The 19,643-nt window shown below is 68.8% G+C and carries 18 protein-coding genes and 1 pseudogene; 9 read left to right on the plus strand and 10 right to left on the minus strand.

Translation table 11 applies throughout. From position 1 onward, the window contains the following. Positions 1 to 36 precede the first annotated feature (36 nt). Together AC069X_RS01860 and AC069X_RS01865 are read left to right on the plus strand one after the other, a co-directional pair. Positions 37 to 711: a DUF1707 SHOCT-like domain-containing protein gene (locus tag AC069X_RS01860; RefSeq protein WP_478724021.1), complete on the plus strand. Its 675-nt coding sequence runs from the start codon at positions 37 to 39 to the stop codon at positions 709 to 711. A gap of 144 nt (positions 712 to 855) precedes the next feature. After that, a complete protein-coding gene (locus AC069X_RS01865; protein ID WP_478724023.1) occupies positions 856 to 1,257 on the plus strand; it encodes a WhiB family transcriptional regulator in 402 nt (133 codons plus the stop codon). A gap of 189 nt (positions 1,258 to 1,446) precedes the next feature. On the opposite strand, the gene glpX is transcribed toward AC069X_RS01865, so the two are convergent. Then, positions 1,447 to 2,478 carry a class II fructose-bisphosphatase gene (glpX, locus tag AC069X_RS01870; protein ID WP_478724025.1) on the minus strand — a complete coding sequence of 344 codons (1,032 nt, stop codon included), beginning with the start codon at positions 2,476 to 2,478 and terminating at the stop codon, positions 1,447 to 1,449. A 226-nt stretch (positions 2,479 to 2,704) separates the two neighbouring features. Between glpX and AC069X_RS01875 the strand changes: the two genes are divergently transcribed. Next, positions 2,705 to 3,232: a DUF4245 domain-containing protein gene (locus tag AC069X_RS01875; protein WP_478724344.1), complete on the plus strand. Its 528-nt coding sequence runs from the start codon at positions 2,705 to 2,707 to the stop codon at positions 3,230 to 3,232. 161 nt (positions 3,233 to 3,393) lie between these two features. Here the strand turns inward: AC069X_RS01875 and AC069X_RS01880 are convergent, their stop codons facing one another. From AC069X_RS01880 to AC069X_RS01895, 4 genes are all read right to left on the minus strand, one after another. After that, complete coding sequence (locus AC069X_RS01880; protein ID WP_478724027.1) at positions 3,394 to 3,984, minus strand: malonic semialdehyde reductase; 591 nt, start codon at positions 3,982 to 3,984, stop codon at positions 3,394 to 3,396. Between the two features lie 95 nt (positions 3,985 to 4,079). Continuing rightward, positions 4,080 to 4,319, minus strand: a complete 240-nt coding sequence (locus tag AC069X_RS01885; protein ID WP_478724028.1) for an exodeoxyribonuclease VII small subunit — start codon at positions 4,317 to 4,319, stop codon at positions 4,080 to 4,082. A gap of 52 nt (positions 4,320 to 4,371) precedes the next feature. Then, positions 4,372 to 5,724, minus strand: a complete 1,353-nt coding sequence (xseA, locus tag AC069X_RS01890) for an exodeoxyribonuclease VII large subunit (protein WP_478724030.1) — start codon at positions 5,722 to 5,724, stop codon at positions 4,372 to 4,374. A 154-nt stretch (positions 5,725 to 5,878) separates the two neighbouring features. Beyond that, the gene (locus AC069X_RS01895) at positions 5,879 to 7,261 is read right to left on the minus strand and encodes an APC family permease (protein WP_478724032.1); all 1,383 of its coding nucleotides are present in this window, start codon (positions 7,259 to 7,261) and stop codon (positions 5,879 to 5,881) included. Positions 7,262 to 7,347: 86 nt separating this feature from the next. Here AC069X_RS01895 and AC069X_RS01900 point away from each other — a divergent pair, with 86 nt between their 5' ends. Continuing rightward, the gene (locus AC069X_RS01900) at positions 7,348 to 8,352 is read left to right on the plus strand and encodes a 4-hydroxy-3-methylbut-2-enyl diphosphate reductase (RefSeq protein ID WP_478724034.1); all 1,005 of its coding nucleotides are present in this window, start codon (positions 7,348 to 7,350) and stop codon (positions 8,350 to 8,352) included. A 21-nt stretch (positions 8,353 to 8,373) separates the two neighbouring features. After that, positions 8,374 to 9,123, plus strand: coding sequence for a polyphosphate--glucose phosphotransferase (ppgK, locus tag AC069X_RS01905; protein WP_478724036.1), 750 nt, complete (start codon positions 8,374 to 8,376; stop codon positions 9,121 to 9,123). 16 nt (positions 9,124 to 9,139) lie between these two features. On the opposite strand, the gene AC069X_RS01910 is transcribed toward ppgK, so the two are convergent. Beyond that, complete coding sequence (locus tag AC069X_RS01910) at positions 9,140 to 9,604, minus strand: DUF6542 domain-containing protein (protein WP_478724037.1); 465 nt, start codon at positions 9,602 to 9,604, stop codon at positions 9,140 to 9,142. Positions 9,605 to 9,755: 151 nt separating this feature from the next. On the opposite strand from AC069X_RS01910, the gene ychF reads away from it, so the two are divergent. The 4 genes from ychF (at position 9,756) to AC069X_RS01930 (ending at position 17,322) form a co-directional block, all read left to right on the plus strand. After that, positions 9,756 to 10,844, plus strand: coding sequence for a redox-regulated ATPase YchF (ychF, locus tag AC069X_RS01915; protein ID WP_478724039.1), 1,089 nt, complete (start codon positions 9,756 to 9,758; stop codon positions 10,842 to 10,844). 288 nt (positions 10,845 to 11,132) lie between these two features. Then, positions 11,133 to 12,878, plus strand: a complete 1,746-nt coding sequence (locus AC069X_RS01920; RefSeq protein ID WP_478724041.1) for an N-6 DNA methylase — start codon at positions 11,133 to 11,135, stop codon at positions 12,876 to 12,878. Positions 12,879 to 12,958: 80 nt separating this feature from the next. After that, the gene (locus AC069X_RS01925; RefSeq protein ID WP_478724043.1) at positions 12,959 to 14,173 is read left to right on the plus strand and encodes a restriction endonuclease subunit S; all 1,215 of its coding nucleotides are present in this window, start codon (positions 12,959 to 12,961) and stop codon (positions 14,171 to 14,173) included. Beyond that, the gene (locus AC069X_RS01930; RefSeq protein ID WP_478724044.1) at positions 14,173 to 17,322 is read left to right on the plus strand and encodes a type I restriction endonuclease subunit R; all 3,150 of its coding nucleotides are present in this window, start codon (positions 14,173 to 14,175) and stop codon (positions 17,320 to 17,322) included. Before AC069X_RS01925 ends, AC069X_RS01930 begins: the two co-directional genes overlap by 1 nt. 13 nt (positions 17,323 to 17,335) lie before the next feature. Here the strand turns inward: AC069X_RS01930 and AC069X_RS01935 are convergent, their stop codons facing one another. The 4 genes and pseudogenes from AC069X_RS01935 to AC069X_RS01950 all read right to left on the minus strand — a co-directional run bounded on the left by AC069X_RS01935 (position 17,336) and on the right by AC069X_RS01950 (position 19,286). Continuing rightward, positions 17,336 to 17,743, minus strand: a complete 408-nt coding sequence (locus AC069X_RS01935) for a PIN domain-containing protein (RefSeq protein WP_478724046.1) — start codon at positions 17,741 to 17,743, stop codon at positions 17,336 to 17,338. Next, positions 17,740 to 18,015 carry a hypothetical protein gene (locus AC069X_RS01940; protein WP_014048106.1) on the minus strand — a complete coding sequence of 92 codons (276 nt, stop codon included), beginning with the start codon at positions 18,013 to 18,015 and terminating at the stop codon, positions 17,740 to 17,742. Before AC069X_RS01940 ends, AC069X_RS01935 begins: the two co-directional genes overlap by 4 nt. 160 nt (positions 18,016 to 18,175) lie before the next feature. Beyond that, positions 18,176 to 18,283 (minus strand): annotated as a pseudogene (locus AC069X_RS01945) (Uma2 family endonuclease); the annotation flags it as partial. A gap of 211 nt (positions 18,284 to 18,494) precedes the next feature. Continuing rightward, positions 18,495 to 19,286 (minus strand): helix-turn-helix transcriptional regulator, encoded by a 792-nt coding sequence (locus AC069X_RS01950; protein ID WP_478724049.1) that lies wholly within the window; start codon positions 19,284 to 19,286, stop codon positions 18,495 to 18,497. Between the last annotated feature and the right edge of the window lie 357 nt (positions 19,287 to 19,643).

The raw sequence follows: 19,643 nt of genomic DNA on the forward strand, positions 1-19,643 counted from the left end.
TATCGCGATCTATCGTGTTTCGCTATGCTGGTTGACGTGGACCTGGAAAAGCACTCCGCCGCCCCCGCCCCCGCGCCCGCTCCGGCCGCCGGCCCCTCCGGGCTGCGCGCCTCCGACGCCGACCGGGACCGGATCGCGCAGATCCTCTCCGACGCCCTCGCGGAGGGCCGGCTGACTTCCGAGGAGCACTCCGAGCGGCTGGACACCCTCTACGCCGTCAAGACGGTCGGCGAGCTGGACCTGCTCGTACGCGACCTCCCGGCGGGCGGCGCCGGCCACCCGGCGGCCGCGCCCGCCGCCGTGACCGCCACGACGGCCGCCGGGCCCGTCGAGACCGTCGTCGCGGTGTGCAGCAGCTCCGCCCGCAAGGGCCGCTGGCGCCCCGGCGCGCGCACCCGCGCGGTGTCGGTCATGGGCGACATCACCATCGACCTCACCGAGGCCGTCTTCGAACAGCAGGTCACCGAGATCACCGTGACCAGCGTCCTGGGCAACGTCGAGGTCCTCGTCCCGGAGAACGTCACCCTGCGCGGCTACGGCAGCGGCGTCCTCGGCAACTTCGACGTGCGCGGCGAGGGCGTCGCGGCCGACGCGCAGGCCCCCGTCGTGATCGTCCGGGGCTTCTCCCTGCTCGGCAACATCGAGGCCCGCCCCAAGCGCGGCTCCCGCCTCGTGGACCTGGCCGCGAAGCTCCGCAAGCACCTCGACTGAAGCGCGTCGGCCGGGCGGCCGGTTTTCGGACGAACCCGGTCGCCCCGGTGGCACACGGTGCATAGCGGCACGCGCAGCGGGTAGGGACTGCTGCATCGTCTCTCGCTCGCGTCTCGCTCGCGTATACGTCGTCAGGAGTAGACCGTGCCGCATCCGCCGCATCAGTCCCTGCAGGCAGTCGCCGTCCAGAGTCTTCAGACGCGCCCGGCCGCCGTGCCGAAGCCGCGGGTTCCGGCCAGGGAAGAGGACGGCCCATGGCACGCCGAGGCCGTCTGCCGCAGGGACGAGGCGGGGCTCTTCTTCGCGCCGTCCAAGGAGCCGACCGCGGCCCGGCTCGCCCGCGAAGAGGCCGCCAAACGGGTCTGCGCCCGCTGTCCCGTGATGGTCGCCTGCCGTGAGCACGCACTCCTCCAGCCCGAGCCGTACGGGGTCTGGGGCGGCCTCACCGCCGCCGAGCGCCGCGTCGTCCTGGGGCGCAGGCGCCGCCGGGCCGCCGAGCTGCTCCCCGGCGCGGGCACGCCCGGGCCGGTCGCCGCGGCGGGCTGACCGGGCGGGCCGGGGCAGGGCCGTACGTACGGCACGACGCGGCACCGGCGAGGACGGAACGCCGGAACGCGCGGCCGCGAGGGCGGCACCGGAACGCCGGCGGGGTGGTTCCCGCACCGGCAACGCCGAAGGGGCGGTCCCCCGCACCGGGACCGCCCCTTCGCCGTGCCGTTCGCCGGCGGACCGCTCCTACTGGGCGCGGTCGAAGGCGATGCCGCTGTAGGCGCGCAGCTTCGACAGGCGGTGCGTGGAGTCGATCTGCCGGATGGTGCCGGACTTCGAGCGCATGACCAGCGAGGACGTGGTCGCGGTCTCCGAGCGGTAGTGGACGCCGCGCAGCAGCTCGCCGTCCGTGATGCCGGTGGCGACGAAGAAGACGTTCTCGCCGGACACCAGGTCGTTGGTGGTCAGGACACGGTCCAGGTCGTGGCCCGCGTCGATGGCCTTCTGGCGCTCGGCCTCGTCCTTGGGCCACAGCTTGCCCTGGATGACGCCGCCGAGGCACTTTATGGCGCAGGCGGAGATGATGCCCTCGGGGGTGCCGCCGATGCCCATCAGCAGGTCGACGCCGGTGCCCTCGCGGACCGCCATGACGGAGCCGGCGACGTCGCCGTCGGAGATGAACTTGATCCGGGCGCCCGTCTCGCGGATCTCCCGGACGATGCCCTCGTGGCGGGGGCGGTCCAGGATGACGACGGTGACGTCCTCGGGGGCGATGCTCTTGGCCTTGGCGACGCGGCGGATGTTCACCGAGACGGGGGCGTTGATGTCGACGAAGTCGGCGGCCTCGGGGCCGGTGACCAGCTTGTCCATGTAGAAGACCGCGGACGGATCGAACATGGTGCCGCGGTCGGCGGCGGCCAGGACGGCGATCGCGTTGGGCATGCCCTTGGCGTTGAGGGTGGTCCCGTCGATCGGGTCCACGGCGATGTCGACCTCGGCACCGGTGCCGTCGCCGACGTGCTCGCCGTTGAAGAGCATCGGGGCTTCGTCCTTCTCGCCCTCGCCGATGACGACGACGCCGTTCATCGAGACGGTGGAGATCAGGGTGCGCATCGCGTTGACCGCGGCGCCGTCGGCGCCGATCTTGTCGCCACGGCCGACCCACCGGCCCGCGGCGAGCGCCGCGGCCTCGGTGACCCGTACGAGTTCCAGGGCGAGGTTGCGGTCAGGCGAATCGGGAGCGACTTCGAGCTGGGGCGGCAGGTTGTGCTCGGTCATCGGAGCGCACCTTTCTGTACGACGACGGCCGGGATGTGAGGGTGCTGGAACTCTATCGGTTCATCGACATATTGAGCAGACCGGGTCACGTATGAGCGGAATATCGGTCATGGCGTACGGCTGAGCGGACGCCGTGTGCCTCTCTCGGGACACCTGCCCCGCCCGCCACCCCCACCCCCGGCGACGATCGCGGCGGGCGATGCGGGACGATGGTGCGGTGGCAGGTATGAAAGGCAAGCAGACGGTCTGGGACATGGTCCGGTCGCTGGCGGTGATCGGCGTGGTCGTGGCGGGCATCTACATCTTCATCCCCCATGACGAGGACGCCGACCCGACGCGCACGGTGGACTACCGGGTGGAGACCCTCACGGCGCGGCGCGCGGCGCCGTACCCGGTGGCGGCCCCGGTGGGCCTCCCGGAGCAGTGGCGGGCGACCTCGGTGACCTTCGAGCGCAAGAACGCGAGCGCCTGGCACCTGGGCTTCCAGGACCCGGACAAGCAGTACGTGGCGGTGGAGCAGTCCACCGACACCTCCGCCAAGAACGTGGCCAAGGTCACCCAGCAGGCGAAGGCCACCGGGCAGACCCAGCAGATCGGCGACCGGGCGTGGGAGCGCTGGGACGGCGAGAAGTACGACGCCCTCGTCCGGCAGGAGCAGGGCCACGTGACGGTGGTGACCGGCACGGCCTCCTTCGAGCAGCTGGGCGTGATGGCGGCCGCGCTGGAGTTCAAGCAGGGGCCGCAGACCCCGTAGCGGCTGAGGGCCCCGTAGCGGCCGCAGGCCCCGTAGCGCTGAGGGCCCCGTAGCGGCCGCAGGCCCCGTAGCGCCTTCTGGTGCCGCGACGACGAGAGGCGCCCGCCCCGGGAATCCGGGGGCGGGCGCCTCTCTCGTGTCCGTACCGGCGCTCGGGCGGCTCAGACGGTGGTGACGACCTGGTCGAAGGTCAGGCGCGGGGAGCGCGGGAACCAGGCGTTCTCGCCCGGCTTGCCGATGTTGACGACCATCAGCGGGGTGTGGTCGGCGTCCAGGAACTCCTTCTGCACGCCGGCGAAGTCCAGGCCGGTCATCGGGCCGGCGGCCAGGCCGGCGGAGCGGACGCCGATGATGAAGTACGCGGCCTGGAGGGCGGCGTTCAGCAGGGCGGACTGCTCGCGGACCGGGCGCTCGGAGAAGAAGGCGTCCGCGGCCTGCGGGAAGTGCGGCAGCAGCTCGGGGAGCTCCGCGTGGAACTCGTTGTCCGCGGAGAGGATCGCGACCAGCGGGGCGGCGGCGGTCTTGGCCTGGTTGCCCTCGGCCATGTGCTTCACCAGGCGCTCGCGGGCCTCGGGGGAGCGGACCAGCGTGATGCGCAGCGGGCTCTGGTTGAAGGCGGTGGGGCCGAACTTCACCAGGTCGTAGATGGCCTGGACCTGCTCCTCGGTCACGGGCTCGTCGGAGAACGAGTTGGCGGTGCGGGCCTCGCGGAACAGCAGGTCCTGAGCGGCGGCGTCGAGCACGAGAGACATCGGTAAGCCTTCTTCTTCGGAGGTGAAGCGGTGTCACCGACTCTACGACGGAAGTAGATGAAACTTCAACTAAATCGGTTCAGGGGTGGCGCGCGTCACTCCTCGCGGCCGCCCCCGCCCTCCCCGTCGGCCGCCTCCCGGGCCGCCAGTGCCGAGTCCAGCCGGGCGCGGGCGCCCTCCAGCCAGTGCCGGCAGACCTTCGCCAGCTCCTCGCCGCGCTCCCAGAGCGCCAGGGACTCCTCCAGGGAGGTGCCGCCGGCCTCCAGCTTGCGGACGACCTCGACGAGCTCGTCGCGTGCCTGCTCGTACCCCAGCGCCGTATCGGTGTCGGTCATTCCCTGTGTCCCATCGTAGGTGTGTGATGCATGTAGTTTCGGGTGGTTCGTGTCAGTTCTCGAGGGGGGCACGAGCGGTGGTCGAGCCGGTCTCCGCGGCCGTCCCTGCCGGGGCCTCCGGCGTGGTGCCCGCCGGGGTTTCCGCCGGGACCTCCGCCGTGGTTTCCGCCCCGGTTTCCGCCGGGACCTCCGCCGGGACCTCCGCGACCGACACCGTGAACCCGCCCACCGCCACCCGGGCGCGCAGCACCTCGCCCGGCACGACCTCCCCGGCCGCCCGCACCACGTGCCCGTCCGCCCGCTGGAGCACCGCGTACCCGCGCTCCAGGGTGGCCGCCGGAGACAGCGCGACCACCCGGGCCAGGGTGTGCTCCAGCTCCGAGTCGGCCCGGTCCAGCAGGTGCCCGAGCGTGCGCCGGCTGCGTGCCAGCAGCGCCTCCAGCTCCGCCTCCCGGGTCTCCACCATCCGCTGCGGGTGCACGAACACCGGCCGCGCCAGCGCGTGCGCCAGGCCCCGCTCCTCCCGGTCGAGCAGCCCGCGCAGCGCGCGCAGCCCCCGGCCCTGGAGCTGGCGCACCCGGTCCAGCTCCTCCCCGACGTCCGGGACCACCTTCTTGGCCGCGTCCGTGGGCGTGGAGGCCCGCAGGTCCGCGACCAGGTCCAGCAGCGGGGAGTCCGGCTCGTGCCCGATCGCCGAGACCACCGGGGTACGGGCCGCCGCGACCGCCCGTACGACCTCCTCGTCCGAGAACGGCAGCAGGTCCTCCACGCTGCCGCCGCCCCGCGCCACGATGATCACGTCCACGTCCGGCCGCGCGTCCAGCTCCTGGACCGCCCGCACCACCTGCGGCACCGCGTGCACCCCCTGCACGGCCACGTTGCGCACCTCGAAGCGCACCGCCGGCCAGCGGCGCCGGGCGTTCTCCAGCACGTCCCGCTCGGCCGCCGAGGCCCGCCCCACCACCAGGCCGATCAGCTGCGGCAGGAACGGCAGCGGCTTCTTGCGGTCCAGCGCGAAGAGCCCCTCGGCGGCCAGCGACCGCTTCAGCCGCTCCAGGCGCGCCAGCAGCTCCCCGATGCCGACCGGGCGGATCTCGGTCACCCGCAGGGACAGCTGCCCGCGCGGGGCGTACCACTCCGGCTTGGCCAGTACGACGACCCGCGCGCCTTCGGAGACCACGTCCGCGACCTCCTCCCACACCTGGCGGAAGCAGGTCACGCTGACGGAGACGTCGTGCGACGGGTCGCGCAGGGTCAGGAACACCACCCCGGCCCCCGGACGCCGGGACAGCTGCGTGATCTGCCCCTCCACCCACACCTGGCCCAGCCGGTCGATCCAGCCCCCGATGAGCCGGGACACCTGCGCGACCGGGAGCGGCGCTTCGGCCGACGTATTCAGACCCATGGAGGCAGGCTAACCGGCGCCGCTGACACCTTCTTTCGTCGGCTCGGTCCGTATCCGGGGCGCCGGAGCCACCGCCGGCGGCCGGCCGTGCCCGGCCCGCTCGCCCACACGGGCCTCCGCGCCCTCCCCTCCGGCAGCCGCGCGCCCCTCCGGCTCACTCGCCGGCGGCCCCGTCCCGAAGGGGGCGACGCCCCCGCCCGCGCTGTACGAGGAGCACCGCCAGGCCCGCCAGCAGCCACACCGCCCCCACCAGCTGCGCCGTCCAGGAGGCCTCCACGATCACCGCCACCGTGACCGCCGCCCCCAGCACCGGCACCACCAGGTGCTTCCACCACACCGGGGCCCCCTCCCGCCGCCGGACCACGAACCACCCCACCACCGAGGCGTGCAGCAGGGTGAACGCCACCAGGGCCCCGACGTCCACCACGGAGACCAGGTGGTCCAGGCCGTCGTCGCGCCGGGCCGCCCACACCGCCGCCACCAGCGTCACCGAGGCCGCCACCAGCAGCGCCGCCCTCGGGGTGCCGTCCGAGGTGCGCGCCAGCGCGCCCGGCAGCCGCCGCTCCCGGGCCATCGCGAACAGCAGCCGCCCCGCCGCCGCCTGCCCGGCCAGCGCGGCGAAGGCCGCCCCGACCGCCTTGCTCAGCGCCACCAGGTCGTGCAGCCAGGCCCCGACCGAGGCCTCGACCGCGTCGTAGAAGGCCGGCCCCTGTCGTGCGGGATCCGCCGCCAGCTCCGCCGAGGACACCGGGGTGAGCAGCGCCGCCAGGTACGTCTGCGCCACGAACAGCACCCCGGTCAGCGCCAGGCAGAACAGCACCGCCCGGGCCACCCGGGCACTGCCCCCGGTGACCTCCTCGGCGAAGGAGGCGATGGCGTCGAAGCCCAGGTACGACAGGACGGCCACGGACACCGCCCCCAGCACGGCCGCCGCCGGGAGGCCCCCCGGCCCGTCCCCGGTCAGCGGGGACAGCCAGCCGCGCCGGGGCCCGTCCTGGACCAGCACCGTCACCGCCGCCACCAGGAACACCAGCAGCACCACGAGCTCCATCGCCAGCACCGCGAAGCCCACCCGCGCGGCCGCCCGTACGCCCCACAGGTTCAGCGCGGTGGTGACCACCACCGCCAGGGCCGTCCACACCCACCGGGACACCTCCGGGACCAGCGCGTTCATCGCGATCCCCGAGAACAGGTACGCCACCGCCGGGATCAGCAGGTAGTCGAGCATCGCCATCCACCCGGCGATCAGCCCCGCCCCCTCGCCGAGCCCCTTGCGGGCGTACGTGAACACCGAGCCGGCCTGCGGGGCCACCCGCACCATCTGGGCGTACGAGAAGGCCGTGAAGGCCATCGCCACGGTCGCGGCCACGTACACGAGGGCGACCGCCCCGTGCGACTTCGCGTCCAGGGTGCCGAAGACCCCCACCGGGGCCATGGGCGCGATGAAGAGCAGGCCGTAGACCACCAGGTCCCGGAAGCCCAGACTCCGCCTCAGCGCCGCCGGCGCGGCCGTGCTGGAATCCGTAGCGGATGCCATCGGTCCTCCGGGTGACGGTGGGTACGGACGTTCGGCCAAGTCTGTGCCGAACGGGCGACGTCCGGCCTGCTGGAGACCCCCGTACGATGGAGCGTATGACTGCTCCCGCCCCTGCTCCCGCCTCCCGCCGCGTCCTGCTCGCCGCCCCGCGCGGTTACTGCGCGGGCGTGGACCGTGCCGTGATCGCTGTCGAGAAGGCCCTCGAGCAGTACGGTGCTCCGGTCTACGTCCGTCACGAGATCGTGCACAACAAGTACGTCGTCCAGACGCTGCAGAAGAAGGGCGCCGTCTTCGTCGAGAAGACGGAGGAGGTCCCGCCGGGCAACATCGTCATGTTCTCCGCCCACGGCGTGGCGCCGGTGGTCCACGACGAGGCGGCGCGCGGGAAGCTCGCGACGATCGACGCGACCTGCCCGCTGGTCACCAAGGTCCACAAGGAGGCCATCCGCTACGCCAACGAGGACTTCGACATCCTCCTCATCGGCCACGAAGGCCACGAGGAGGTCATCGGCACCTCCGGCGAGGCCCCGGACCACATCACCATCGTCGACGGCCCGGACGACGTGGCCAAGGTCGAGGTCCGCGACGAGTCCAAGGTCGTCTGGCTCTCCCAGACGACCCTCTCGGTCGACGAGACCATGGAGACCGTCGACGCGCTGAAGACGAAGTTCCCGCTGCTCGTCTCCCCGCCCAGCGACGACATCTGCTACGCCACCTCGAACCGGCAGGCCGCCGTCAAGGTGATGGGCGCCGACTCCGACCTGGTCATCGTCGTCGGCTCCAAGAACTCCTCGAACTCGATCCGCCTCGTCGAGGTCGCCCTGGACGCCGGCGCCAAGGCCGCCCACCTGGTCGACTTCGCCGACGAGATCGACGAGGCGTGGCTGGACGGGGTCACCACCGTCGGCCTGACCTCGGGCGCCTCGGTGCCGGAGGTGCTGGTCGAAGAGGTCCTGGAGTGGCTCGCCCAGCGCGGCTACGCGGACGTGGAGATCGTCAAGACAGCGGAGGAGCACATCACCTTCTCCCTGCCCAAGGAGCTGCGCCGCGACCTGCGCGCCGAGGCCGCGGAACTGGTCGCCGAGAAGTAAGTCCTTTCGTACCGTATGTCCATGCAGATCTTCGGTGTGGACATCGGCGGTTCCGGCATCAAGGGCGCTCCCGTGGACCTGGCACGCGGTGAGCTGGCGCAGGAGCGCCACAAGGTACTCACCCCACAGCCGGCCACCCCCGACGGGGTGGCCGGCTGTGTCGCGGAGGTGGTCGGGGCCTTCTCCTGGGACGGCCCGGTCGGGGTCACCTTCCCGGGCGTGGTCACGGGGGGCGTCACCCGGACGGCCGCCAACATGGACAAGGGCTGGGTCGGGGCCGACGCGGCGTCCCTGCTCTCGGCCCGGCTGGGCGGCAGGCAGGTCACCGTCCTCAACGACGCGGACGCGGCGGGCATCGCCGAGATGACCTACGGGGCGGGGCGCGGGGTGCGGGGCACGGTGCTCCTCCTCACCCTGGGTACGGGCATCGGCAGCGCGCTGTTCCTGGACGGCAGGCTCGTCCCGAACACCGAGCTGGGCCACCTGGAGCTCAAGGGCCACGACGCGGAGACCCGGGCCTCGGTCAAGGCCAAGGAGGACGGCGACCTCACCTGGGAGCGCTGGGCGCACCGGGTGCAGAAGTACCTGGCCCACGTGGAGATGCTCTTCTCCCCGGACCTGTTCATCCTCGGCGGCGGCGTCAGCCGCAAGCCCGAGAAGTTCCTGCCGCTGATCAAGGGGATCCGGGCGGAGATCGTCCCGGCGAAGCTCCAGAACAACGCGGGGATCGTCGGCGCGGCGATGGCCGCCCGCGACGGGGCCGCTCAGTAGACGGGGACGGGGCCGCTCAGTAGGCGGCCCGGCGCTGGCGGCGGGCGGCGCGCTTGCGCCCGCTCAGCGCGGCCCGGCGTACCAGCGCGATCAGGCCGGCGGCCAGCGTGCCCGCGTACAGCCACCCGGCGTGCAGGGACAGCGCGGACACCACCCCCATCAGCTCCCCGCCGAAGCCGCCGGAGCCGCCCGACACGGGCCACACTCCGGCGGCGAAGGCGATCGGGGCCGAGATCGGGGCGGTGATCAGGTCCGCGGGGCGCACCCACACGCCGATCGCGGCGGCGACGGGGAGGAAGAGCAGCCCGTACGCGAAGAGCGAGGATCCGAACAGCAGCCGGCAGATCCCCGCCACCAGCAGCATCGCCAGGCAGGCGAACAGCCCGCCGCCGAGCCCCGTCAGCAGGGGCCGGGGCATCCGCCGGGGCACGGCGGGCCGCCGCCGCGGGGCGGGCGCCTGCGGGTGACGTACCGAACGCATCCTGTATTGCTCCACCCCACCAAACTTAGGCGGGAGGGCCCCCGGATCCCGCCCCGGACACGCGTACAACCAGTGCCGCTCATCGGAAAGTAAACTGTCCGGTGGCCCACCTCCGGGCCGCCGCCCCCTCCAGCTACGGGAAGTCGCCAACGTGTCGCTCACGATCGGAATCGTCGGCCTGCCGAATGTCGGCAAGTCGACCCTGTTCAACGCCCTGACCAAGAACGACGTACTGGCGGCCAACTACCCGTTCGCCACCATCGAGCCGAACGTCGGCGTCGTCGGCGTGCCCGACCCGCGTCTGGACGTCCTGGCGGGCATCTTCGGCTCGCAGAAGATCCTCCCGGCGACGGTGGACTTCGTCGACATCGCGGGCATCGTGCGCGGCGCCTCCGAGGGCGAGGGCCTGGGCAACAAGTTCCTCGCGAACATCCGCGAGTCGGACGCGATCTGCCAGGTCATCCGCGCCTTCAAGGACGAGAACGTCGTCCACGTCGACGGCAAGGTCTCGCCCAAGGACGACATCGAGACGATCAACACCGAGCTGATCCTCGCCGACCTCCAGTCCATCGAGAAGGCGGAGCCGCGCCTGACGAAGGAATCCCGCCTCCAGAAGGACAAGGTCGCGGTCCTCGCGGCGGTCGTCGAGGCCAAGAAGATCCTCGAGGCCGGCGACACCCTCTTCTCCAAGGGCATCACCAAGGGCACGGAGCAGGGCGACCTCCTCCACGAGCTGCACCTGCTGACCACGAAGCCGTTCCTGTACGTCTTCAACGTCGACGAGGACGAGCTGGCGGACGAGGCCTTCAAGGCGGAGCAGTCCGCCCTGGTCGCCCCGGCCGAGGCGATCTTCCTGAACGCGAAGCTGGAGGCGGACCTCGCGGAGCTGGACGACGACGAGGCCCTCGAACTCCTCCAGTCGGTCGGCCAGGAGGAGCCCGGCCTCGCCACCCTGGGCCGCGTCGGCTTCGCCACGCTGGGCCTCCAGACCTACCTGACGGCAGGCCCGAAGGAAACCCGCGCCTGGACGATCAAGCAGGGCGCCACCGCCCCCGAGGCGGCGGGCGTCATCCACACCGACTTCCAGCGCGGCTTCATCAAGGCCGAGGTCATCTCCTTCGCGGACCTGGTCGAGTGCGGCTCGGTCACCGAGGCCCGCGCGAAGGGCAAGGCCCGCATGGAGGGCAAGGACTACGTCATGCAGGACGGCGACGTGGTGGAGTTCCGCTTCAACGTGTAGCGGCTGACACATCACCACGTCGCTGATCTGGCAAACACGCAGGTCAGAGGGGGCCCGACCCTTCGGGGTCGGGCCCTTGGTCTTTCCCGTGCCGGGATGGTGCTGGGATGGCTGACCCCTCGTCACCTGTCGTCATCCCTGGTCATCCGTACCGTGCTGGGATTGTGCTGGGACGGGGATGTGGTGCTGGTGCTGGGTTCTGCTCTGGTGAGTGGCTGAACCGTGGGACGGCGACTGCTGGCTCTGGCAAAGTGATCGGCACTGCTAGACGATTCTCGTGAGGAACTTGTGAGCGCGCTCGGTAGCTTCATCTGGTCTATCGCTGACCAACTTCGCGGCCCTTATCGCCCCAACCAGTACGGGACAGTGGTCCTCCCGTTCACGATCCTGCGACGGCTCGACTGCGTACTTGCGCCGGACCGCGCGGTGGTACGGGAGCTGGCTGCGAAGCACGAGAACCCGAACCGGCTCAAGGTCGAGGTCAAGAAGGCCACAGGACGGACCTTCTACAACACCTCCAATTACTCGTTCGCGACCTTGCTGCCCGACGCGGACGGGCTGGCGGACAACCTGGCCGACTACATCGACCGGTTCTCCGCCGACGTGGACGTGTTCGAGTACTTCGACTTCAAGAAGGAGATCCTGGCCCTGGAGAAGGCCGGGCTCCTGCGCGAGATCGTCAAGTCATTCGGCAAGGTCGACCTCCACCCAGATCTGGTGTCGAACTCCGACATGGGCGACGCCTTCGAATACATCATCCGCAAGTTCAACGAGGCGGCGAACGAGACCTCCGGCGACCACTACACGCCGCGAGACGCGATCCGGCTGCTGGTCGACCTGCTCTTTGCGGAGAAGGACGTCGACCTCACCGAGGGCGGCATCATCCGATCGCTGTACGACCCCACCGCCGGCACCGGCGGCATGCTCTCCCTGGCAGAGGAGCACCTGCTCGCCGAGAACCCGGGCGCGAAGTTGGGCCTGTACGGCCAGGAGTACAATCCGCAGTCATATGCCATCTGCAAGTCCGACCTGCTCGCCAAGGGCCACGACGCGACCAACATCGCCTTCGGCAATACGCTGACCGACGACGCCTTCAAGGGCCGCCAGTTCGACTACTGCATGTCCAACCCGCCCTACGGCGTGGACTGGAAGCAGTACGCCAAGGCGGTCAAGGAGGAGCGCGACTCCGCCGGCCCCTACGGCCGCTTCGCACCGGGCCTCCCCGCGACCTCTGACGGGCAGATGCTCTTCCTCCTCCACTTGGCCCACAAGATGCGCGCTCCCGAGGATGGCGGCGGTCGCGTCGGCATCGTCATGAACGGCTCGCCGCTCTTCAATGGCGGAGCCGAATCCGGCCCTTCCAACATCCGCCGGTGGCTACTGGAGAACGACCTCGTCGAGGCGATCGTCGCCCTGCCGACCAACATGTTCTTCAACACCGGCATTGCCACGTACATCTGGATCCTGGACAACACCAAGCACCCGGACCGCCGGGGCAAGGTGCAGCTGATCGACGGCACGTCGTTCTGGACCAAGATGCGCAAGAACCTCGGTGCCAAGGGACGCGAGATCAGGGACGCCGACCGCGCCAAGGTCGTGCGGCTGTACGCCGACTTCGAGGACGCCGATCCTGAGCTCTCCAAGGTGCTGCGCAACGACGAGTTCGGCTACTGGACGGTCACCGTCGAGCGCCCCCTGCTGGACGAGGACGGGAACTCTGTCGTTGACCGCAAGGGCAACCCGAAGCCCGACTCGAAAAAGCGTGATACCGAGAACGTTCCGTTTACCTATGGTGGCTCAACCGCTGGTGCGGCAGGAGAGCGGGAAGTCATCCAGACGTACTTCGAAGCGGAGGTGAAGCCGTACGTTCCTGACGCCTGGCTCGACTGGGCCAAGACCAAGACCGGCTACGAGATCCCCTTTACTCGCCACTTCTACAAGTATGTTCCTCCCCGCCCGCTCGCCGAGATCGACGCCGACCTGGAGAAGCAGGTCGCCAAGATTCTCGAGTTGCTGCGCGAGGTCGAGGGGTGATCATGTCGTACGCCGAGTATCGGGACAGTGGTGTCCCCTGGGTTGGCCTCGTCCCAGAGGGATGGGACACAGTGCCGCTGATGTCTGTACTCCACGAGTCGAAGGTCAAGAACGTCGGTCTGACCGAAAGTAATCTTCTTTCCCTCAGTTTCGGACGCATCATCCGAAAAAACATCGACGCCGTCGGTGGCCTACTGCCTGAGTCCTTCGAGACTTACCAGATCGTCGAGCCGAACCATCTGGTCTTTCGCTTCACTGACCTTCAGAACGACCAGCGCAGCTTGCGATCGGCCCGCGTTACTGAGCGCGGGATCATCACGTCCGCATACGTCTCGGCGAGGCCATCCGGAATCGACGCGCGTTACGCCGAGCACCTAATGAGGTCGTACGACCTCACCAAGGTCTTCTACGGTCTGGGCGGGGGTGTCCGCCAGTCGTTGAAGTTCTCGGATATTGCTCGTTTGCCGGTCATCCTGCCACCGGCCGAGGAGCAGCGCGCCATCGCCGACTACCTTGACCGCGAGACGGCCTGCATCGACACGCTCATCGAGGAGCAGCAGCGACTAATCGAGATGCTCCGCGAGCGGCGGTTTGCGCTCCGTGTCAGCGTCGCCTTGCATGGCACGGCTCAGACCGAAGAAGTCGAGAGCCCTCTTCCCTGGGCAAAGAAACTGCCAGCACACTGGCGCGTTGTCCCGCTCACCTCAGTCGCTGAACTTGAAAGCGGACATACACCGAGCCGCTCGCGCGACGACTGGTGGCAGGACTGTTATATCCCGTGGGTAAGCCTCCACGATGTTGGGATGATGCGGGGCGTCAAGTACCTGCACGAAACGGCTCAGCGCATCAGTGATGCCGGGATTGCCAACAGCTCCGCCCGCCTTCTCCCGTCACGGACTGTCGTCCTCTCGCGAGACGCGACTGTGGGTCGTGCGGCGATCATGGGCGTTCCGATGGCGACGTCGCAACACTTCGCGGCATGGGTGTGCGGACCAGATCTGGACCCCGAGTACCTCTGGGTCTTGTTTGAAGATGCGATGCAACCCTTCTTCGACTCGTTCCAGAACGGATCAACCATCCGAACCATCGGCATGGGAGATCTGAAAGCCTTCCGCATCCCACTTCCACCGCTCGACGAGCAGCGCCGCATCGTCGAATGCCTGGACGAGGAGACCTCGAAAATCGACATGCTCATCGAGGAGGCCGCACGGTTCATCGAACTCTCAAAGGAACGCCGATCGGCACTGATCACGGCGGCCGTGACAGGACAGATCGACGTACGAGAGGCGGCGTAATGGCCGACCACAACGAGGCGGTCTTCGAGAAGGAGATTTGCGCGTACCTCGAGGCGCGCGGCTGGCTGTACTCGGTGAACGACCGCGATGGTGGTGAGTACGACCGCGAGCGGGCGCTGTTCCCGGCGGATCTGTTCGCCTGGCTGGAGGCGACGCAGAAGACGGCGTACGAGAAGGCGCTGAAGGCGGCGGGGGCGCAGGCGAAGTTCCTTGACGTGCTGGCCGCAGCGTTGGACAAGCCGCTTGAGCACGGCGGCGGGACGCTGAACATCCTGCGCAACGGGGTTCAGTACATCGGTGGCGGCCGCTTGAAAATGGCGCAGTTCCGCCCCGATACCTCGCTCAACGCGACCACCGTGTCGCATTACGAGGCGATGCGGGTGCGGGTGGTGCGGCAGGTGCACTTCTCGACCGCTGATCAGCGCACCATCGACCTGGTGTTCTTCGTCAACGGGCTCCCGGTGGCCACGGTGGAGCTGAAGACCGACTTCACCCAGTCGCTGGACGAGGCGATCAACCAGTACAAGCAGCACCGCAATCCGTTGACGAACGGGCGCCCGGAGCCGCTGCTGTCGTTCGGTCACCGGGCGCTGGTGCACTTCGCGGTCTCCAACGGTCTGGCGGCCATGACCACGAAGCTGGAGGGGGACAAGACCCACTTCCTTCCGTTCAACGTCGGTTTCGACAGTGGTGCCGGCAACCCGCCTGGCGCGGGCGACAGGTCGGCGACGGCGTACCTGTGGGAGCGCGTCTGGGAGAAGCACGCTTGGCTGAACGTCATCGGGCGGCTGATGATCGTGCAGACCAAGGAGGAGTGGGACGTCACCACCGGCACCTCGGTGCGGCGTACGAGCATGCTCTTCCCGCGCTTCCATCAGTGGGAAGCCGTCACGAGCATCGTCGCTGCAGTGAGGGAGGAGGGTGTCGGGCACCGGTACTTGATCGAGCACTCGGCCGGGTCAGGAAAGACGAACACCATCGCCTGGACCGCCCACGGGCTGGCTCGACTGCATGATGCCGAAGACAAGAAGGTCTTCGACTCCGTCATCGTGGTCGTGGACCGTACCGTGCTCGACTCCCAGCTGCAGGACGCGATCCGGCAGATCGACGGGAACAAGAAGATCGTCGCGACGATCAGCCCCGAGGACGTCCGCAAGGCCGGCGCGAAGTCGAAGTCGGGTCTGCTGGCGCAGGCGTTGAAGAGTGGCGAGCTCATCATCGCGGTGACAGTGCAGACCTTCCCGCACGCGCTGGAAGAGATCCGGACCGAGGCCAGCCTGAAGGGCAAGCGATTCGCCGTGATCGCTGATGAGGCGCACTCATCTCAGTCGGGGCAGATCTCCTCGAAGCTGAAGCAGGTACTGACAGCCGAGGAGCTCAAGGAGATCGAGGAGGGCGGGGATGTCGATGTGGAGTCGGTGCTGGCCTCGGAGATGACCGAGCGGGCCGAATCGGAGAACATCTCGTACTTCGCGTTCACCGCGACGCCGAAGAACAAGACCCTCGAGCTGTTCGGCCGCAAGGGCCCCGACGGTAAGCCGCGCGAGTTCCACCTGTACTCGATGAAGCAGGCGATCGAGGAGGGCTACATCCTCGACGTCCTCAAGGGCTATCAGTCCTACGACACTGCGCTGAAGATCGCCGGCAAGGCCGGGACCAGTGATGGAAGAGAGGTCGAGGAGGCCGCCGCCCGCAAGGGGCTGATGAGGTGGGTTCAGCTCCACCCGACGAACGTCAGCCAGAAAGTGCAGATCATCGTCGAGCACTTCCACGCCAACGTCGCCTACCTCCTCGAAGGCAAGGCGAAGGCCATGGTGGTGACTGATTCACGCAAGTCCGCGGTGAAGTACAAGCTGGCGATAGACACCTACATCGCCAAGCGCCGCGCCGAGGACGCCTCGTACAACTACCGCACCCTGGTCGCCTTCTCGGGCGGGGTGACGATGCCCGAGGACGAGACCTGGCACAGCGACTGGGGCCCGCAGCCGTCGAAGGACGACGAATTTACCGAGGCCAACATGAATCCCGGCGCCGGGGCTGACCTGGCGGCCGCGTTCAAGGGCGACACATACAAGATCATGCTGGTGGCCAACAAGTTCCAGACAGGCTTCGACCAGCCCCTGCTGTCGGCGATGTACATCGACAAGAAACTGTCGGGGGTCACCGCGGTGCAGACGCTCTCGCGCCTCAACCGCACCCACCGCACCGCCGGTGGGGAGCAGAAGCGCAAAACGTTCGTCATCGACTTCGCCAACAAGCCCGAGGACATCAAGGCGGCCTTCGAGCCGTACTTCAAGAACGCGACTCTGGAGACCGAGACTGACCCGTATGTTGTCGTCCACCTTGCCAACAAGCTCGCCCAGGCCGGGATCTACACCGAGGACGACGTCCGCAAGGTCGCCGAACTGTGGGTGACACGGAAGGGCAACAACGCTCTCTCGGCGGCGATCAGCCCGGCGCAGCACGACTTCCGGCGCCGCTACGCGCGAGCGATCGAGGAGGAAGACAAGGTCAGGCTCCAGGAGCTCGACCTGTTCCGCAAGGACGTCTCCACCTACGTACGGCTCTACGACTTCATGTCCCAGATCGTCGACTACGGCGACCCCTACATGGAGATGCTCTCGATCTTCCTGCGCCTGTTGGAGAAGGTCATCGCCGAGTCTGCATGGGCAGCCGACGTGGACCTTTCCGACGTGGTGCTGGTCGGGGTCAAGCACAACAAGGCGATCCCGGTCGACATCTCGCTCATGGGCGACGGGCAGCTGAAGGGCATCAGCGCAGCCGGCACGGGGGCGAAGAAGGATCCGAAGTACGTTGCGCTTCAGGTCGTCATAGACCAGATGAACGACCTCTTCGGCGCCGAAACGTTCGCAGCCTCCCAGATCGGGGAGTTCGTACAGGGCCTCGTGCAGCGGCTGCTGGCCGACCCGAACCTGGTCCGGCAAACCAGGGTGAACTCCAAGAAGCAGTTCCTGGAGTCACAGGACTTCCAAGCCGCCGTTACGGAGGCAGTCGCAGACAACCAGGACGCCCACAACACGATGGCTGACTACTTCTTCACCGACGGGCCGGCCATCAACGCGATCATCGTTGCCCTTGCGGATGCCTTCTACGAAGCAGCAGTCGGTCAGCAGGTGGATTCCATCTGAGTGGACGCCGAGGTCAGACGTCCTTGATCTGTACGCGATCGCCGCACAGTTTCGACCAGTCGTCGTGATCCGAGGTCAGCACGAGGACGGGTGCCGGGGAGCGGAGCGCCATCGCGGCGACGAGGGCGTCAATGGCGTACTTGTGGCCGTGCAGGCCGCCGGCGTCGCTCAGCAGCTGCACCGCCGCGAGGCTGTCGGCCTGGGTGACGTCCTGGACCTGAAGGCGGGAGAGCAGCCAGCGCAGCCGGGCGGTATCCGTCTTCCCGTAGACGACTTCCACCACCGTCAGGGCTGACACGAGGACGGGTACGCCCACGCGCCGAGCGGCCTCGATCCGGGTGATCATCTGGCGATCGTTGCGCAGCAGCAGGGACAGCGCCTGGGAGTCGAGCACCAGGGACCTGGCCGCGGGCTCCCTCATGCGGCGCTGTCGTTCGACGCGTACGGCGCCGGCGCGTCACCGAACAGCTCGCTCTGCGCGGCCTGGACTTCGGCCTCGCTCAGCGGCTCGTGCTCGGCTTCGTAGGCGGCCACGATCTCGGCGAGGCCGTCCATCGCGAGCTGGTGCCGGACCGCTGCCGTCACATATGCGGACACGCCACGCTTGCCGGTACGCGTGCGCAGAGCGCCGAGGAGTTCCGAGGGCATCGAGACGGAGATGTTCTCCGTGCCGCCGGGGCGAGGTGACTTCATGGTCGCAAGTCTAGTACAGAAACTATTACAGCGTCGGAGTTCTGCGCGGTCTGCATCCGAGGCGGGCGTCGATGCGTAGTCTTGGCGCTTCCGGATCTTCTTGTGCTTTGCAGTGAATCCCGTGCTGACCTGGTGCCGACCGCTCAGCCGCTTCGGGGGGCAGGCTGACCGGGAAGGGCACCGGGCGCTGGAGGGTGCCACGGAAGATGCCGGCGGGCGCGTAGGAGGCGGTGGGTTCGTCGAGCTCGTAGACGTGGATGACGGGTGCGGCTTTCCGCAGTGCGGGTTCACCACCCCCTGGGGTCGTTGAAACGGGGACCGCCGGAGCGGGAGCATGGAAGGAGCGCCGGTTGTCCGGTGTGGTGGTCCGCCCCGTCGACGTCCCTGAGGAGAGGCACCATGCGCCGCTCGCCCCTGGTACCCCTTGCCGCCGCGGTCCCGGCCGCCCTGCCCGGAGCCGTCGGCGACATCGGGTGGGATTAGGGGCAGGAGGTCTCCGGTTCGTCCGGGGTGTCGTCGAGGAGGGCCGACTTGGCGATCAGGTAGCCGAGTTGGGCGCGGCTGCGGCTGCCCAGTCTGGCGGACATCCGCGCCACGTACTCCTGGCAGCGGCGCACGCTGATGCCGAGCCGTGAGGCCGTCACGGCGTCGGTGTCGCCGGCGACGATGTGCCGCATGATGGCCAGTTCCAGGTCGTCGGTGATGCGGGCCGTGGCCCGGTTGCGGCCGGGCGGGGTGAAGGGGACCGCCCTGATCCACGAGCGTTCGAAGAGGGCCACGAGGAACGAGACCACGGCCGGGGCGCGGATCTCCGCCGCCACCCGGCGGTCGCCGTCGGCGGGGATGAACGCCACCGTCCGGTCGAAGATGATCAGCCGGTCGAAGTTCTCGTTGAGCGTGGCCACTTCGGCGCCGCGCTGCTGGACGGTGTGGACGAAAGTGCGCGTGGCCGCGCTGGACCGCGCGTTGTGCTGGTAGATGGTCTTCATCCGCACCCCGCGGTCCAGCATCTCCAGCGTGGACGGCAGCGCGTCGCAGAGGACGGCTTCGGACCTGGCGCCGCCCGGCTGGGAGGTGAGCACCTCGAAACTGCATTCCCGGGCCGCCAGGCGGATGGCGGCGTTGATGTTCGGGAAGTCGGTGTGCGTCACGTAGCCGTAGGTGTTCCGAAGATGTTTGTTCCGGTATTCGGCGACCACCGGGCCTAATTCCTCCCGGACCCGGAGCAAATTGATCGCCGACCGGGCGGAGCTTTCCAGGATCTCGGCCACGACGTAACTCCCGATCGTTTCGGGATTAACGGGCGTGAAGCCGGTCGTGCTCTCCTCGTCCGGGACGGCGAGGCCTGACGAGAGCAGCCTTTCCAGGGAATCCTCCCGTGCCTCGAAGGGCTCCCCGGCTTCGGTGGATTCCGGCTGGGCCGGCTGGGGTGGCGACGAATCCCGCGCGAGTAGTTCTCTGTAGAGCTGAATGTCCTGGGATTGAAGTGATGCGAGAGGTGTCCCAAACGTAGGCGTCACGCGCGTCCCCCTATGCTGGCAACTTGGGCTCCCAATCAGGCTAGTTGATGACATCTCGGCCAACATGAGCACGACTGGAGATCTTGGTCACGTCTTCATGGCGGTTCT

It is taken from the genome of Streptomyces sp. NPDC043896 (assembly GCF_056435605.1).

What these genes read in the sequence shown, in the direction of transcription:
- glpX (WP_478724025.1), bottom strand. Translation starts at nt 2,478, where the DNA reads ATGACCGAGCACAACCTGCCGCCCCAGCTCGAAGTCGCTCCCGATTCG.
- AC069X_RS01935 (WP_478724046.1), bottom strand. Translation starts at nt 17,743, where the DNA reads ATGAGGGAGCCCGCGGCCAGGTCCCTGGTGCTCGACTCCCAGGCGCTG.
- AC069X_RS01875 (WP_478724344.1), top strand. Translation starts at nt 2,705, where the DNA reads ATGAAAGGCAAGCAGACGGTCTGGGACATGGTCCGGTCGCTGGCGGTG.
- AC069X_RS01940 (WP_014048106.1), bottom strand. Translation starts at nt 18,015, where the DNA reads ATGAAGTCACCTCGCCCCGGCGGCACGGAGAACATCTCCGTCTCGATG.
- ppgK (WP_478724036.1), top strand. Translation starts at nt 8,374, where the DNA reads ATGCAGATCTTCGGTGTGGACATCGGCGGTTCCGGCATCAAGGGCGCT.
- AC069X_RS01880 (WP_478724027.1), bottom strand. Translation starts at nt 3,984, where the DNA reads ATGTCTCTCGTGCTCGACGCCGCCGCTCAGGACCTGCTGTTCCGCGAG.
- AC069X_RS01910 (WP_478724037.1), bottom strand. Translation starts at nt 9,604, where the DNA reads ATGCGTTCGGTACGTCACCCGCAGGCGCCCGCCCCGCGGCGGCGGCCC.
- AC069X_RS01930 (WP_478724044.1), top strand. Translation starts at nt 14,173, where the DNA reads ATGGCCGACCACAACGAGGCGGTCTTCGAGAAGGAGATTTGCGCGTAC.
- AC069X_RS01900 (WP_478724034.1), top strand. Translation starts at nt 7,348, where the DNA reads ATGGAGCGTATGACTGCTCCCGCCCCTGCTCCCGCCTCCCGCCGCGTC.
- AC069X_RS01895 (WP_478724032.1), bottom strand. Translation starts at nt 7,261, where the DNA reads ATGGCATCCGCTACGGATTCCAGCACGGCCGCGCCGGCGGCGCTGAGG.
- xseA (WP_478724030.1), bottom strand. Translation starts at nt 5,724, where the DNA reads ATGGGTCTGAATACGTCGGCCGAAGCGCCGCTCCCGGTCGCGCAGGTG.
- AC069X_RS01925 (WP_478724043.1), top strand. Translation starts at nt 12,959, where the DNA reads ATGTCTGTACTCCACGAGTCGAAGGTCAAGAACGTCGGTCTGACCGAA.
- AC069X_RS01885 (WP_478724028.1), bottom strand. Translation starts at nt 4,319, where the DNA reads ATGACCGACACCGATACGGCGCTGGGGTACGAGCAGGCACGCGACGAG.